Here is a 14,637-nt window from a genome sequence, read left to right as displayed (position 1 = left end):
GACCGTGCCCCCATAGAGACGGGAGCGACCCCCATCCCGGCTCCCGCCTGCCCCGGTCAGGCGTCCGCGCACTCCGCCGAGAGGGCGCACAGGGCCGAGCGGTCCGCGGAGCCGGTCTTGGCCATCAGGCTGGCCATGTGCTTCTCCACCGTTCGGGGCGAGATGCACAGGCGCTGGGCGATCTGCTGGTTGCCGGGCCGCTCCGCGAGCAGGACGAACACCTCGTACTCGCGCGGTGTGACGCCCGCGGTGCGCAGGCCCGCGGGGATCCGCTCCCGGCCGCCCCGGCGCTGCGGGACGCTGACGCCCGCCTGCCGCAGGACGGCCCGGCAGGCCCCGGCCACCGGCAGGACGCCCGCCTCGTGGAAGTACTCCTCGGCGGTCCGCAGCCAGGCGGCCGGCTCCCCCCAGGAATCGGCGAGCGCCGCCTCGGCGGTGAGCCGCAGGGCGAGATGCCATGCCTGCGGAAACACCGTCGCCGCACGGCCGGCCTGCTCCACGGCGCGCCGCGCACCGTCCGGGTCGCCGTCCCGGCCGCGCAACACCGCGTCCGCCATGCCGAGGAACATCCGGTTCCAGGCGAGCTGCCCGCCCGGCGAGGCCAGCGCCTCCCGGTACGCCTCCCGGCCGGAGTCCTCGCCGTCGAGGATCCGTAACAGGGGGCCGAGCCCGTACCGGCCGCTGAGGTAGAAGAAGCTCGGGTGCTCCCGCTCCCAGGCCAGCGCCGCGTCGAGCTCGGCCTTCGCCCGCTCCCGGTCCTCCCCCATCAACGCGCCCACGGCCTGGCAGAGTCCGCGCTGCAGGGGCACGAGCATGGACTCCTCGCCGCCCGCCCGGCGGAACCGGACCAGGGCCCGGTCCTGCTCGCGGGCCCGCCCCTGGTGGGCGGCGAGCGTGGCGTCGACGAGGAGCAGATAGCGGTGCGTCGACAGGTTCTGGAGGCGGGCGCTGGCCTCGACCGACCGCTCGACGATCCCCCGGGCCCGGTCCCATCGCCCGCCCAGCACGCTCTGCATGGCGAGCAGCCCGTCGACGGACTGGAGCAGGGCCAGCGAACCGAGTTCGTGCGCCGCCGTGCGGGCGGTCTCCAGGCGGGTCGCCTCGCCGGTCCGCATGAACGCGTTGGTGCCGAGCCGCACGAGTGCCTCGGCCCGGTAGACCGCGAGGCGGTGCTCCTCGGCGACCGCGAGCATCCGTTCCAGGCAGGCGTCGGCCTCGTCGAACCCGCGCTCCCGGGACAGCATGGCCAGCAACTGCCATGCCTGGCAGGCCACCACGGGCCGGCCGCGTTGCTCCGCCGTGAGGGCGGCCCATCGGGCGGAACGTTCCTCCTCTTCCAGCCGCTCGCGGCCGTCCTCGCCGCCCCGGTCCACCGGGCAGCGCCCCTCGCCCCGGCCGTCCTGCTCCGGCAGCAGCGCGAGATGGCCCTCGACCACCGCGAGCGCCGCCTCCTGCTCCGGGCGCGGGGTGGCCCCGAGCAGGGCGCGGGCCGCCCGGATCCGGCGGCGTGCCTCCTCCTGCTGCTCCGCCATGGTCGCGACCCAGGCCACCTGCGTGTGCGCCTGGGCCCGTTCCTCCGCGGCACGCGACCCGGCGGGCGCCGGCGGAAGGTCGTCGAGCAGCGCGGCCGCCTCGTCGAGCCGCCCGGACTCGGCCTGGGCGATCGCCAGTTGCACCGTGACCTCGTCCCGCTCCTCGTCGGCCGCGAGCCCCCGGGCGCGCTCCAGCAACACGGCGGCCGAGCCGGACGCACCGGCGTCCAGCATCTGCCGTCCGACCTGGGCGAACTGCCGGGACGCCGCGACCTTGTCGCCCGCCGCCAACCGCAGAGTAGCCACCAACTGGCGCTGGTCACCGGAGAGTTCGCCGGCCGCCTCCTCGATGGCCGAGGCCGCGCGCCGGGCCAGCGCGGCCTGCTCGGCGGGCGGCAGCGAGGCCCTGAGCGCGTCCGCCGTCAGAACGTGACGGAACGTGTAGTGGTCGTGGGCGGCCCCGTCCGGGGCGATGATCCCCACCTCGGAGGCCGACCGGAGGTGGGCGAACAGCGCCCGGTCGTCGAGTCCGGTCACCGCCCTGAGAGCCCCGACGGAGAACCGGCCGCCGAGCGTCGCCGCGACGAGCAGCAGTTCCCGCACCGGTTCGTCGAGCCGGTCCAGCCGGCGCGCCCAACTGCGGACGGCGCCCGTCGGTACCGTCGCCTCGCCGTGCTCCGCGAACCGCCATCCGTCGTCGGCTCTGCTCAGCCGTCCCGTGTCCAGCAGATCGGCCAGAAGTACCTCCACCAGGTACGGGTTCCCGCACGCCCACTGCGAGAGGTGCCGATGCGCGGCCGGGGGCACTTCACCCGGCGCCACGTCCAGGCACGCGGCCGCCATGTCCCGTACGGCGGCCTCGTCCAGCGGCCGCAGCTCCCTCAGCGAGGCGGTGTTGCGCAGCTCGGCGGCGAGCGCGAGGTCCAGCGCCGGGCCGGGGTCGGGCCGGAGCGTGCCGACCAGGAGGACCGGCAGCTCCGCCACGTTGTCGACGACGTATTCGACGACCGCGATCGTCTCGGTGTCGGAGTCGTGCAGGTCCTCCAGCAGGATCACGCAGCCCCGCTCGCGGCCGAGCACCGCCAATAACCTGAGCAGCGCCTCGGCCAGTTCGACCAGCGAGATCGCGTATCCGGGCGCCACCGTCCCGGCCCGCCACTCCGGCACGAGGCCGGCCAACGCGGGCCGGTAGGGCTGGAGTTCCGGGTCGTCCGGAGCACCGGCCGCCCGGAACCGCGAGGACAGCGCCTCGACCAGGGGTCGGAAGGGCACGACGAGCCCCGTGGACGTGGCGCGGCCGCGCAGCACCGGCATGTCCCGGTCGTACGCGCGTAGGGCGGACTCGCCGGCCAGCCGGGACTTGCCGATCCCCGCCTCGCCGACGAGGAACACCGCCCGTCCGGCACCCTTCCCGACGCTCTCCAAGGCCTCGTCCAGCAGTCGGATCTCGGCGTCCCGCCCCACGATGACCGACGACGTCGCTCGCATGGGCGCAGGCTACTTGATCTTTTTCACCCGCGGCAGAGGGCCACGGATCCGCGGGCCTCCGCTCGATCCGTCAAGACGAATTCCCGGACATCTCACCGGGCGACGTGCCCCTCCTCCCCTCAGAACAGCGTGAGGGAGCCGGTGGTCCAGGGCACGTCCACGGAGGCGGCGGCGTCGGAGTCCGCCGTCCTGAGCAGTCGGCTGCGCAGTCCCAGCATCCCGCTCGCCCCCAGCATCACCTCGCCCACCGGGTGGTCGTGGGCCGCGGTCTCCGCGCCGGCGCCGCTGTCGACGTACCTCACCGAGTGATTGATCTGCGTGGTCATCGTCTGTCCTTCGTATCCGCAGGAGTGGTGGTCGTGCCGAGCTGTGCGGTGGTGTGTGTCCCGTCGTGCGGTCGGGTGCTCCGTGGCGGAGCACCGCGGACGGCGGCCGAAAGTGATGTCGGGCGGGCGGGCGGCGGTCGCGGGCGCCCGTCTTCGGGATCGGCTCCTAGCCGGGCGTCTGCAGGAGGAGCAGGGACGGCACGCGTTCCGGGAACCCCGCCCGGAGGAGTCCGTGCCCGATCCCCGCCAGCCCGGTCAGCAGGCCGGGATGCGCAACCCCGTCCGGGGCGCCGCTCCGGGCCCCGGTCTCCTCGACGGACGCGAGGAGTGCTCCGGCCCGGCGGATCCAGTGCGGGCGTGCCTCGGGGACGGCGCTGTGGCCCAGGAGTTCGCACAGTCCGGCCTCGCCGTGGCACAGGCTGTCGTCGGCAGCCGGCCTGTCCCGGCCCAGCGCTTCGACGGTCCTGCGGGACCAGGCCGCGAGGTGCGGGTCGGCCAGGGCGCCGGGCGCGTCCAGCACCGCAAGTGCGATGCCGGCGCGCCCCCCGCACCAGGCCGAGGCCCGGGCCTCGCCCGCGGGCCCGTCGGCCGGTGAGCGCACGGAGGCTCCCCCGTGGCCCCCGTGGCCCGGGCCTGGGCCCGCGTCCGGCTGCCCGGCCACGGCCGCCCGCAGCGCGGACAGACCCGCGAGCCGGTACCGGTCACCGCCCTCGGCGGCCGCTCCCCCGGACCCCGCGGCGGCCGCGGCCTCGGCGAACCGCAGCAGGGCCCATCCGAGCCCGGCGGCCCCCGTCGTGAAGCCCCGCCCGCCGGCCGTGGGGTCCGCCGCGGCCAACCGGTCCGCGCAGGCCTGCGCGTCTCGCCAGGTCTGCTGCCCGTCGTCCCCGGCACCTGCCCCGACCCCGTCCCTGTCGGCGGCCAGCAGTGCGACGAGCCCGCCCGCGACGCCCGCGCCCACCCCGTACTCCGTTTCGGACCGGGCCGCCGCGCCCGCCAGCCGCAGCATGGCGGACGCCCAGGCGCCGACCTCCGGATCGTCCAGCAGCCGTGCCGTCTCGGCGAGCGCGTACGCGATGCCGCCGAGGCCGGAGAAGGCCCCCGAGCCCACCGCGCGGAGGTCCGCGGGCCGGGCGCCCAGCGCGTCGAGCAGCCCGGGTACGGGTGCCAGGGCCGTACGGGCCACCTCCGCGTAGTGTCCGGCCCCGGTGAGCGCCGCCAGTTGGGCCAGGAACAGCGCCGGCCCGGTGTACCCGCCGGCCAGGTCGGCCGGCATCGGGCAGATCCGCCAGTAGCGGTCGTCCAGGAGCTCCAGGCCGATCCAGTTGCTGCGCGGTCCTTCGCGGTACGCGAGGGAGACCAGCCGGTCCCCGACGGACCGGGCCGCCGACAGCAGCCGCTCCGGCTCCGGGGCGCGCTCCGCCGTACGGGTGCGCCGGTCCTCGACGGGCCGGTGCACGGGCGCCTGGGAGGCCGTCGCCATCGCGGCCCGTACGATCCACTCCTGGTCCTGGCGGTCGACCGTGTCCAGGGCGGTGAGCCGCGCGGCGACCCGGGCGATCCCGGACAGGTCCGTGCGCCCGGCCAGGGGCCGCTCCGACGCGCCCCACAGGCGGTCCCGGCCCGGACGGGCGGTGAACACCGGTACGTCCCCCGCCCAGAGCTGGGCGATCTCCTCGTCCACCAGGTCGGGCTCGCGCACCGTCCCGAGCACGTCGGTCCGGAGGGTCTCCAGAACCCGCTGCCGCTCGTCCGCGTCCTTCAGCAGATCGGGATGCGTCGACTCGTCGAGCAACGTGCTGTACACCCAGGTGGGGCGTACCACCACCCGCACTTCGTCCTCGGCGAACGCCTTCAACAAGGCTGTCTCGTGCAACAGTTCCTCTCTCGCCGCGCCGATCGCCGTGTATCCGGCGCGGAATCCGGCGCAGAGTGCCTCGATGTGGGCCGCCGGCTCTATGGGCCCGCCGTCCGCGAGGCGTGGCCGGTTGGCGGATTCGCCGAACCGCCCGGCCCTGCGCACCAGGCGCATCCGGTCCGTGCCGGCGTCGGCCCAGTCCGCCCGGACGACGGGCGACACCGCTTCGCGGCCGCCGCCGACCGCGGACACGTCCAGGGCACTGTGGTCGCCCACGAGCAGTTGGGGCAGCAACCCGACCCGGTAGACCGAGTCATGGAGTGCGCGGGCGGCGGGATCATCCGTGTCGGTACCCGCCGGCGCCGGGTGGAACAGGGTCTCCACGTCGACCAGCACCGGGTGGGCGCCGACGGCGATCAGGTTCTCGTGGTGCAGGTCGGTCCCGTCGATCAAGTGCAGCAGCGCCAGCAGCGCGCCCTGGCGGCGGTAGAACGTCTCGACCTCCGCGGCAGAGGCGCACGGCTCCGCGGCGACGAACTCCACCCACCCGTAGTCGCCCCGGTCGAGCAGCCGCAGCGTACGAAGATCCACGGAGTCGGGCAGTCCGTTGAACCAGGCGACGAGGTCGTTGAAGTGGTGGTGCGCGGAGAGCGGCCGTGGCTTGTACACCAGCCGGGTCCCGTCGGCGAAGCGCAGCAGCATCACGCTCCGTCCGCCCCGGTGCCCGTCGCCGGCGCCCGGCTCGACACCCACGAGCAGCCCCGGGTCGCCGGACTGCTCCAGGAGACCGGCGGTCAGACGGGCGTGGTCGTCCGCCAGCCGCTCCAGGGCCTCCGCGACGGCGTCCGCCGCGTCGAGGGCGGCCCGCCCCAGGATCCGCGCCAGCACCGGCCGGCCGGCCAGCAGGGCCGCCAGGCCGCGGCGGGACGCGGTACGCCCCAGGAAGTCCCGGAACCGGGCCCGCGTGTCGTCCCCGTCGAGCCGCCCGGCGCTCCGCGCCCCGTACAGCTCCAGCACCAGCGTCCGCGCCGCCGCCCGTGCCAGCCTGCCGCTGAGGTGCCGCTCCAGGTCGTCCCGCACGGCGGTCATGTCCACGAGCCTCCGCGCCCGCCCCGACAGGCCCCGCTCCAGTCGCTCCCCCGCACAGACGGTGAACGGCCGCAGCACCCACTCGAAACCGCTCAGTCCCGGATGGTGCCCCTCGGGCGCCACGGCCTCCTCGGGCGCGGCCGCCGACGCCTCTTCGGCGAACGCGGCCCAGTCCGGCCGCCCTTCACCCCCGCCACCGCCGACGAGCCCGGCCCCCCACCAGTGCTCGACCGCCGAGAGTGAAACCCCGGCCCGCGCCTGCCCCGCCACCATCGCTGCTCCCCGCCCCCGACCCACCGCTCCGTGCCACGCACGATCCTGGTACGGGAGGGGCCCTCCCCGCATGGGGGAGAGTCCCCCATGTTTTCTCCACCCGGCCTCAAGCCCCGGCCGAGCGCCCAGTTGGGCGGGATACCGGTCGCATGCCGCCGCCGAACCGAATCCATACCTCCCCGCCCTAGCGTCCGGCACGACGTTGCGACCGCCCACCACCCCGCAAGGAGATCCCGTGCTCGAAGGCTTCGGCGAAGCGCTCGCGGACCGGGAGTACTACCTGCCGCTGCCCAGCGTGGCCGACCCCGGGCCGCGGTTCGCTCCCGGCGAGGTGCCGCCGGGCCTGCGCGGCGCCGCCCAGGGCATCTGGACGGTCTGGGGCAGTCCGCGGACCGGGCCCGCCGAGCAGGGCTGGAAGATCCACGTGTCGGCGCGGCTGGACCGGGCGCAGCACGTGCTCGACACGGTCGCCGGGATCTGTTTCTCCGAAGGCGTGCCGTTCAAGCACCTGAGCGCCCGGCTCTTCTTCCTGTTCCTCCATCACAAGCACGCCGGGCGGGCCCAGTCGGGCAAGTTCTGCGCCGTCTACCCGCCGGACAGGGCGACGGCCCACCGGCTGCTGGAACGCCTGAGCGACGCGCTCGACGGGGAGGAGGGGCCGTACATCCTCACCGACCGGCGTTTTCGCGACTCGCGGACGGTCCACTACCGCTACGGCTCCTTCGGTGCCCGCAGCCGGCTGCGGGCCGACGGCACCCGGGAGGGGCTGGTCCTCGACGGCTCCGGCCGCGAGGTCGTGGACCGGCGGCTGCCCGCCTTCCACCTGCCCGCGGGGATCGCGGACCCCTTCGTCGAGCAGGAGGAGCAGCCGCACGCGGGCCCGATCCTGATCCGCGACTACGAGGTGACCCGCGCGGTGCGCCTGAGCAACGCCGGCGGCGCCTACCAGGCCCGGGACCGGCGGACCGGCCGCGCCGTCTTCGTCAAGGAGGCCCGCGCCCACAACGGCCTGGTCTTCGACGGGACCGACGCACAGCAGCGGCTGCGGCACGAGTACCGGGTGCTGCGCGAGCTGCACGCGGCCGCCCCCGGGGTGGGCCCGGAGCCGCTGGACCACTTCACGGAGTGGGAGCACGACTTCCTCGTCACCGAGTACGTCGCGGGGCAGCCGCTGGTGGGCTGGCTGAGCCGGTCCTCCCCGCTGGCCCGCGCCGACCGCACGGCCGAGTCCGTGGCCGCGTACTACGAGGCGTGCCGGAGCCTGCTGGCCGAGCTGGACGCCGCGCTGGAGCGGCTGCACGCCGCCGGCTACCGGTTCGGTGACCTCAGCCTGGGCAATGTCCTGGTCGCGCCGTCGGGCCGGGTCCGGCTGGTGGACTTCGAAGCGGCCTCGGCGCTGTCCGCGGCACCCTCCGGGATGGGGACCCCGGGGTTCGCGCCGCCGCCCGGCCTGGCCCGGACCGACACCGATCCGCTGCTGCAGGACCGGTACGGCATGTCGGCGGTCGCGTTCGCCTTCCTGGCGCCGTTCCACGAGACCGCCGAACACGCGCCCGCCAACCTCGCACTGCTGCGCCGCGATCTGGCGGACGTGGCTCCGCCGCAGGACCTGTGGCAGCGGGCGACCGCCTTCCACCTGGCGGAGGACCGGGCGCGGGACCGGTACGAGCCCGACCGCCTGCCCTCCCCCGCCGAGCTGGACTCCGATCCGCGCGGCTGCCTGACCCGGCTGGCCGAGGAGGTGGCGGCGGGGCTGCTGGAGATGGCCGACGCCGACCGGCCGGAGTGGGTCTTCCCGCCCTCGCCCGAGGCGTTCCGGACGAACACCGTGTGCCTGGCCTACGGCACGGCCGGGGTGGTGCACGCCCTGCACCGCGCCGGGGCCGCGGTGCCGGAGGAGATCCGCGAACGGCTGCGCCGCGACACGCTGGCGCAGCGCGACGCCCTGCCGCCCGGACTGCTCGTCGGCTCGGCCGGCATCGCCCGGGTACTGGCCGGCCTCGGCCTGCTCGACGAGGCCGTCGACCTGCTCCGGGACGCCGACGACCACCCGCTCACCGCCTCCTGCGGCACCCTGGCCGGCGGCCGGGCCGGGGTCGGCCTCGGCTGGCTCGCCCTGCACCGGCTGACCGGGGAGAGCAGCCACCTGGAGCGGGCCGTCGCGGCGGGCCAGGGCCTGCTGCGCACCCCCGACCTGCCGGCCGCCCTCGGCGAGCACGACGCCCGCGGCCTGCTGCACGGCCGCTCGGGGCTCGCCCTCTTCCTCCACCACCTGGCCCGCGACACCGGCGAGGCCCGCTGGCTGGAGGCGGGCCGCCTGCTGCTCCACCAGGAACTGGACCGGACCTTCCCGCTGGACGACGGCGCCCTGTCCATCTCCGACGACGCACGGTTCACCCGCGCCATGCCGTACCTGGCCACGGGCGCGGCCGGCGTCGCGGCGGCGCTCACCCGCTACGTGACCACCGCGCCGGACGAGCGCTGCGCCGAGGCGCTGCCGAGGCTGGTCGCCGGCATCCGGGTCTCCTGCACCACGAAGGAGGCGGGCCTGTACCGGGGGCTGGCCGGACTGACCTGGTTCCTGACCGGGCACGCCGAGCTCACCGGCACGGACGCCGCCCGCGAGGACGCCGTACGCGCCGCGACCGGCCTGCTGAAGTACGCCGTCCCGTACCGGCGCGGTGTCCGCTTCCTCGGAGCGGGTTCGCAGCGGTTCACCGCCGACCTGTCCAGTGGCGGAGCCGGTGTCCTGCTGGCCCTGCACCGCCTGCTGGCCGGCCCGCTCCTGACGGAACCCCACCACGCGCGTCCCCTGATCCCGGCAGCCGGCTGACGGCGCCGGGCGGACGTCCCATGAACCCCTGGGCACGAAGGCGACCAACTCCGCGCCCGGGTATGCAGTGACCGACCGACACGAACCCGAGAAGAAAGTGGTGAGCATCCATGAGCCAGATCCTCGCGCTCCAGGCACTGGACACCGAGCCGGAGACCTACTCCTTCCCCCCGTGCTTCAGCGTCGCCTGGAGCATGATGGACATCTTCCCCGACCCGATGTAACGGGCGGGGACCCCGGGAAAACAGCGGAAGGGCCCGGATCCTGTTGAGGATCCGGGCCCTTCCGAGCAGTAGCGGGGACAGGATTTGAACCTGCGACCTCTGGGTTATGAGCCCAGCGAGCTACCGAGCTGCTCCACCCCGCGTCGATGCCTCCACCATACGGCACCGCCGGCCTGGGCTTCGCCACATCTTCCCGGCCCGGGTCTCTGCACGGCCCGGTTCAGACGCCGGAGGAGACCTCGGCTCTCGCGTCGGCTCCCGCGCCCTTCGCCTCGGCCGCCGCCAGCCTGCGGTTGCGCCGGACCGAGGAGAAGAAGGACCAGGCGATCAGCATGACGCCGACGAGGCCCGTGATGACCTCGTGGATCTCGTACTGGATGGTGACGAGGAGGATCACGGCGAGGGCGCCGATCGCGTAGTGCGCGCCGTGCTCCAGGTAGACGTAGTCGTCGAGGGTGCCCTGGCGGACGAGGTAGACCGTGAGCGAGCGGACGTACATCGCACCGATGCCGAGGCCGAGGGACATCAGGACGATGTCGTCGGTGATCGCGAAGGCGGCGATGACGCCGTCGAAGGAGAAGGACGCGTCCAGGACCTCCAGGTAGAGGAACAGGAAGAACGCGGCCTTGCCGGCCATCACGACCGCCGGGACCTTCGTGCCGCTCGTCCTGGCCGCTTCCTCGGCCTCGTGCTCACGCTCCTCCTCTTCCTCGAGCTTGTTCTCGAAGTAACCGGAGAGACCGCCGACGACCAGGTACGTGATCAAGCCGGCGACCCCGGAGATCAGGACGGTCTGCGCCTTGTCCGCGTGGACGCCGCCGTACTGGTGGGCGTGGGTGGCGAAGGTCATCGCGGAGACGAGCAGCACGACGAGGGCGATGCAGACGGAGAGCATGTCGATCTTGCCGAGCTTGGCGAGCGGACGCTCCAGCCACGCGAGCCACTTGACGTCGCGGTCCTCGAAGATGAAGTCAAGGAAGATCATCAGGAGGAACATGCCGCCGAAGGCGGCGATCGACGGGTGGGCGTCGGTCACCAGCTGCTGGTACTTGTCCTTGTCGTCGAGCGCGAGCTGCACCGCTTCGATCGGACCGATCTTGGCGCTGACGGCGACGATCACGACGGGGAAGACCAGACGCATGCCGAAGACCGCGATCAGGACACCGATGGTGAGGAAGATCCTCTGCCAGAAGGCGTTCATCTTCTTCAGGATCCCGGCGTTGACCACGGCGTTGTCGAAGGACACCGAGATTTCGAGGATGGACAGGATCGCCACGATCCCGAAGCCGGCCCACCCCCCGTATAAGACCGCCGCGATCAGGCCGAGCGCGGTGACCGCGAACGACCAGCCGAACGTTTTCAGAAGCACTGGCTACCCAATCGTCGTGTACGGGGTTCCCCCGCGCCGTACTTGGCTTTGCGAAACGTTGACCTGAAGTCTAGAGCGATGCCTCGCAGCCCTGACAGATCCCCTCCCCCGGGCGCTCGCCGAAGGCCCGGCCGACGCCGGGGCGGCGAAAGGGTTGGTGTGCGGGGCCGACGGAACCGGGTAACGTCTTTGTCATGTTCTTCCAGAGGCCGATTTACGAGTGAGGGCGTGATGGGCCCCTGCCGACGTCCTTCGACGTCCCCGCCCGTCCCGCACGATGAATCCGTAGATCGCTTCACATCACCACCGGAGGAACCCATGACCGACAGCAAGAACATCAACAACCCCGTGGGCCAGGGCGGCGGCCCGCGCAAGCGGCTGTCCCGCGCCGAACGGCAGAACAACGGCCCGCACCGCAACCGCGACCGCCAGGGTGCTGCCGACCAGAAGGCGGAGCTGGTGCGCAAGATGCGCGAGAAGGCACGCGGAGCCGAGGACGCCGACCAGGCGGGCGACGACACCGCACAGAGCTGACGCTCTTGATTCCTTGGTCGCACCCTGTCATCAACGCAGGTCCCGCTGGTAGCCTTCTGTTGCCAATGTCCGGTTGAAATCGATATTGTTTGATGCCTAATTAGGTCATTGGTTGCGGGCAGGCATGGACCGGGGGAACGGAAATGAGCGAGGGATACGTCGCGGATCCCGCCAGGACTGCCCGGGACATCGTCTCCCTGCTTGAGCGCGCCGGACTCGGACGCGAGGACGTGCTTCGGGTGGAGGGCGAAGGCGGCCTCTCGTACGCCTCTGGGCTGCCCGTGGACCACGTACACGCACTGCTGCGCGGTGAGCTGCTGCCGCAGGGTGACGGCGGCGGGGCGGATCCGGTGGAGGAGCGTCACCGCCGGGTGGTCGCCCGGATCGTCTTCCTGCGCTCCACGCGACTGCACACGTCCCCCGATGGACAGCGGCGCGCCTATTCACTGGCGGAAGTCGCCGCGGGTGCGGGCACGAGCACACAGTGGCTCGACAAGATGATCAGGACGGAGAAGGCTCCGAATCTCGATCACGCGGCGGGGATCGCGGGATTCTTCGGGGAGAGCATCGACTTCCTCGTCGCCGAGCCCGCCCAGGCGTTGGACCGGGTGCTTCAGCTGATCCACAAGGACCTTCTGGAGCAGACGGTCGCCCGCCAGGAACAGGACCTCCGGCGCCTCAGGAAGACCGGCTCCGCGGACTCCCCCGGTTCCGTTCTCGGCGTGGTCGACTACGCCGCACGGGCCCTCGCCGACGTGCCGGAGGACACCGCACAGCCCATCATCGCCCTCATCGAATCCGTTGCCCGGCGCTCGCGCGAGGAGCGCGCTCGCGAGGGCCGGGCAGACGCGCACGGATAGCCGTCTCGCCCAGAGCAGAAATTCCCGGCGGGGCGAGCGACGGAGACCGCGCCTGCCCCGCTCCGGCGGGCGGCGCCGAACTCGGCCCGCGCCGACTCCACTTGTCCGGCACGCCGGCGGCCAAAGGCCTCTGGCCAGGGACGATGCGCGGGCAGGCCCCGCTTGCCTGAGCTCCGCGGAGTGACTACTGTCGCGAACGCGGGGGTGTCCGTACGAGTCCAAGTCCCAGTCCCAGCCGCGTGAGGGTGTGTCAGTGACCAACCCGCCCCGGATCCTGGAACTTTGACACGCCGACGCACCGCACGAACCTCATCGCACCGATCGCGTCGTCTGGCAGTATGAACCGACCGCGTGCCGCGCAGCGTTCGAAGTCGAGAACGATGTCCGACAAGGGACGCGTCCGGGTAGGGAAGACATGTGGGACGCAGTGGGTCTTTCGCGCGCAATGAAACGCCATCGGGACGAACTCTTCGCGGGAGTCTCGCGCCCCACCACACAGGATCCGCATGAACTGTTCCGGGCGATCTGCGCCTATCTGACGGAGAGCAGCGGCCGAGAAGTCCGTTTGATGCTGGAGCCGTTCCCCCCGGACACGGTCAGCGGGCTCTGGCTGGACCTGGGCGACTACGAAGTGGTCGTGGTGGAGGAGAACACCCTGCACATGCACCAGATGGTGATATTGGGACACGAGCTGTGGCACCGCCAGGAGCGCCGGTCCGGCCGGTCCGGAAAGGGGGCCGGCAGCACCGTGGCCGCCCGCGCACTCGGGAACGGGAACCAGCGGACCGTCGGTGACGTGATCGCCGATGTCGCGGCGCGCACCGACTACAGCGTGGCCGAGGAACGGCGGGCGGAGCGGTTCGGTCGCATGCTCGCGGCGAAGTTCCGGCCCTTCCTGCTCGGCAAGCGCGCCGGCACGCCCCCCGACGATGTGGCCGGCCGCATCTGGGCATCGCTGGGGGGCTGATGGTCCGCCCGGATGTCGATTACTACGTACCCGCCCTCGTTCTGGGCGCCGCCCTGCTGGCGAGGCTGCCCGCACTCCTGCGGGGTTGGCGGAGCCCGGCGGTCCGGACGGTGCACCTCCTGTTGTTCCTGCCCTGCGCGGGCTTCGTCTTCTCCTCGGCACCGACCATCACCGCCGTCAACCGGCTGACCGGCATCAGCAACCTCTCGGCCCTCCTCGTCCACTGCATCCTGACCGCCTATTCGTGCGCGTCCCTGGTGCTGCTGGACCACTGGAGAGGCGGATCGGGTGAGTACGCCCGTACGTGCCGGCGCGTGCGGGTGTGGAGGATCGGATGCGGCGTCGTGATCGTGGCGCTGGTGGGGCTCTTCGCCCTGGGCGAGGTGCCGGTGGAGCGTCCGCGGGACTTCGACACGTACTACGCCGCCACCCCGTTCATCAGCGAGATGCTCGTGATCTATCTCCTCGCGTACGTCGCCGCGGGCGTGGCCACGACCGTCGTGTGCTGGAACTGGGTCCTCGACATCGACCGCAGGACGGCGCACGAGCCGAAGACCGCGGTCGACAGGTCCTTGCGGGTCGGGCTGCTCGTCCTGGTGATCGCGGCCCTGGGCAACATCGTCTTCGGCTCGCTCAAGCTGACCGCCATAGCGGCCCGTTGGACGGGACGGGACTGGGACGCGCTGAACGACAGCCTGGCGCCCTTCATCGCGGTGAGCGGGATGATGATCGGTGTCGGGCTCCTCGTACCGGCCTACGGACCCGGGCTGATCGACCGGGTGTGGAACCCGCTGGTCGGCATCACCGCCCTGCGGCCCCTGTGGCGTCTGGTGCGCCGCCCCGGGCCCACCGCCAGGAACGCGATGTTCCTGCCCCCGCCTTGGTACGCCGGACCCGAGCAGGTCCTGCTCTACCGGATGACCACCATCCACGACTGGATGCTCGAACTGTGCGCCTATTGCACGGACGAGGTGCGCGAGCCGGCCTACCGGCGGGCGAAGGCCGGCGGGGCCCCGGAGCGCGAGGCCGTGGCCGCCGGACTCGCCGCCATGTTCACGGCGGCGGCCGACGCCCGTACGCGCAGGTCGCGGCCGGGGACGGACCAGAGCGACCTCGCGGTGGCCGCCATGCACGCCGCAGAGGCCGAGGACCGCGACCTGCTGGTCTCGATCTCCCGGGCCCTGGCGGCGGCACCCGGCCGTACCGGGCGGCGTACGCGAAAGCCGTACGAGCCCGGACGGGCACGCGGCACGGACGAAAACCCGCCGGTGCGGACGCCCTGAGGGG

The 14,637-nt window shown here is 73.0% G+C and carries 9 protein-coding genes and 1 tRNA gene; 5 read left to right on the top strand and 5 right to left on the bottom strand.

Features of this window, described 5'->3' with window-relative positions:
- Positions 1 to 56 precede the first annotated feature (56 nt).
- The 3 genes from ACFYZ4_RS31435 to ACFYZ4_RS31425 form a co-directional block, all read right to left on the bottom strand.
- Positions 57 to 3,020, bottom strand: coding sequence for a helix-turn-helix transcriptional regulator (locus tag ACFYZ4_RS31435; RefSeq protein WP_384344039.1), 2,964 nt, complete (start codon positions 3,018 to 3,020; stop codon positions 57 to 59).
- A gap of 119 nt (positions 3,021 to 3,139) precedes the next feature.
- Positions 3,140 to 3,346 (bottom strand): hypothetical protein, encoded by a 207-nt coding sequence (locus tag ACFYZ4_RS31430; protein WP_351290280.1) that lies wholly within the window; start codon positions 3,344 to 3,346, stop codon positions 3,140 to 3,142.
- A gap of 166 nt (positions 3,347 to 3,512) precedes the next feature.
- Complete coding sequence (locus ACFYZ4_RS31425) at positions 3,513 to 6,563, bottom strand: type 2 lanthipeptide synthetase LanM family protein (protein WP_390785414.1); 3,051 nt, start codon at positions 6,561 to 6,563, stop codon at positions 3,513 to 3,515.
- A gap of 235 nt (positions 6,564 to 6,798) precedes the next feature.
- On the opposite strand from ACFYZ4_RS31425, the gene lanKC reads away from it, so the two are divergent.
- Positions 6,799 to 9,396 (top strand): class III lanthionine synthetase LanKC, encoded by a 2,598-nt coding sequence (gene lanKC, locus ACFYZ4_RS31420; RefSeq protein ID WP_390785413.1) that lies wholly within the window; start codon positions 6,799 to 6,801, stop codon positions 9,394 to 9,396.
- Positions 9,397 to 9,689: 293 nt separating this feature from the next.
- On the opposite strand, the gene ACFYZ4_RS31415 is transcribed toward lanKC, so the two are convergent.
- A tRNA-Met gene (locus tag ACFYZ4_RS31415) sits at positions 9,690 to 9,763 on the bottom strand.
- Positions 9,764 to 9,840: 77 nt separating this feature from the next.
- Complete coding sequence (locus ACFYZ4_RS31410; RefSeq protein WP_390785412.1) at positions 9,841 to 10,989, bottom strand: DUF475 domain-containing protein; 1,149 nt, start codon at positions 10,987 to 10,989, stop codon at positions 9,841 to 9,843.
- Positions 10,990 to 11,307: 318 nt separating this feature from the next.
- On the opposite strand from ACFYZ4_RS31410, the gene ACFYZ4_RS31405 reads away from it, so the two are divergent.
- The 4 genes from ACFYZ4_RS31405 (at position 11,308) to ACFYZ4_RS31390 (ending at position 14,633) form a co-directional block, all read left to right on the top strand.
- On the top strand, positions 11,308 to 11,523 hold the full coding sequence (locus ACFYZ4_RS31405; protein WP_351303227.1) for a DUF6243 family protein: 216 nt from the start codon (positions 11,308 to 11,310) through the stop codon (positions 11,521 to 11,523).
- A gap of 143 nt (positions 11,524 to 11,666) precedes the next feature.
- The gene (locus ACFYZ4_RS31400) at positions 11,667 to 12,383 is read left to right on the top strand and encodes a hypothetical protein (protein ID WP_351303230.1); all 717 of its coding nucleotides are present in this window, start codon (positions 11,667 to 11,669) and stop codon (positions 12,381 to 12,383) included.
- Positions 12,384 to 12,798: 415 nt separating this feature from the next.
- Positions 12,799 to 13,350, top strand: coding sequence for a toxin-antitoxin system, toxin component (locus tag ACFYZ4_RS31395; RefSeq protein ID WP_390785411.1), 552 nt, complete (start codon positions 12,799 to 12,801; stop codon positions 13,348 to 13,350).
- Positions 13,350 to 14,633, top strand: a complete 1,284-nt coding sequence (locus ACFYZ4_RS31390; protein ID WP_351303235.1) for a DUF6545 domain-containing protein — start codon at positions 13,350 to 13,352, stop codon at positions 14,631 to 14,633. The genes ACFYZ4_RS31395 and ACFYZ4_RS31390 overlap by 1 nt, the downstream gene beginning before the upstream one ends.
- The last annotated feature ends 4 nt before the right edge of the window (positions 14,634 to 14,637 follow it).

Source organism: Streptomyces sp. NPDC001513, assembly GCF_042894695.1.
GTDB lineage: Bacteria > Actinomycetota > Actinomycetes > Streptomycetales > Streptomycetaceae > Streptomyces.
The sequence above is the reverse complement of the archived record's forward strand: the minus strand, read 5'-3'. Positions and strand labels throughout refer to the sequence as shown.

What these genes read in the sequence shown, in the direction of transcription:
- ACFYZ4_RS31435 (WP_384344039.1), bottom strand. Translation starts at nt 3,020, where the DNA reads ATGCGAGCGACGTCGTCGGTCATCGTGGGGCGGGACGCCGAGATCCGA.
- ACFYZ4_RS31430 (WP_351290280.1), bottom strand. Translation starts at nt 3,346, where the DNA reads ATGACCACGCAGATCAATCACTCGGTGAGGTACGTCGACAGCGGCGCC.
- ACFYZ4_RS31425 (WP_390785414.1), bottom strand. Translation starts at nt 6,563, where the DNA reads ATGGTGGCGGGGCAGGCGCGGGCCGGGGTTTCACTCTCGGCGGTCGAG.
- ACFYZ4_RS31405 (WP_351303227.1), top strand. Translation starts at nt 11,308, where the DNA reads ATGACCGACAGCAAGAACATCAACAACCCCGTGGGCCAGGGCGGCGGC.
- ACFYZ4_RS31400 (WP_351303230.1), top strand. Translation starts at nt 11,667, where the DNA reads ATGAGCGAGGGATACGTCGCGGATCCCGCCAGGACTGCCCGGGACATC.
- ACFYZ4_RS31395 (WP_390785411.1), top strand. Translation starts at nt 12,799, where the DNA reads ATGTGGGACGCAGTGGGTCTTTCGCGCGCAATGAAACGCCATCGGGAC.
- ACFYZ4_RS31390 (WP_351303235.1), top strand. Translation starts at nt 13,350, where the DNA reads ATGGTCCGCCCGGATGTCGATTACTACGTACCCGCCCTCGTTCTGGGC.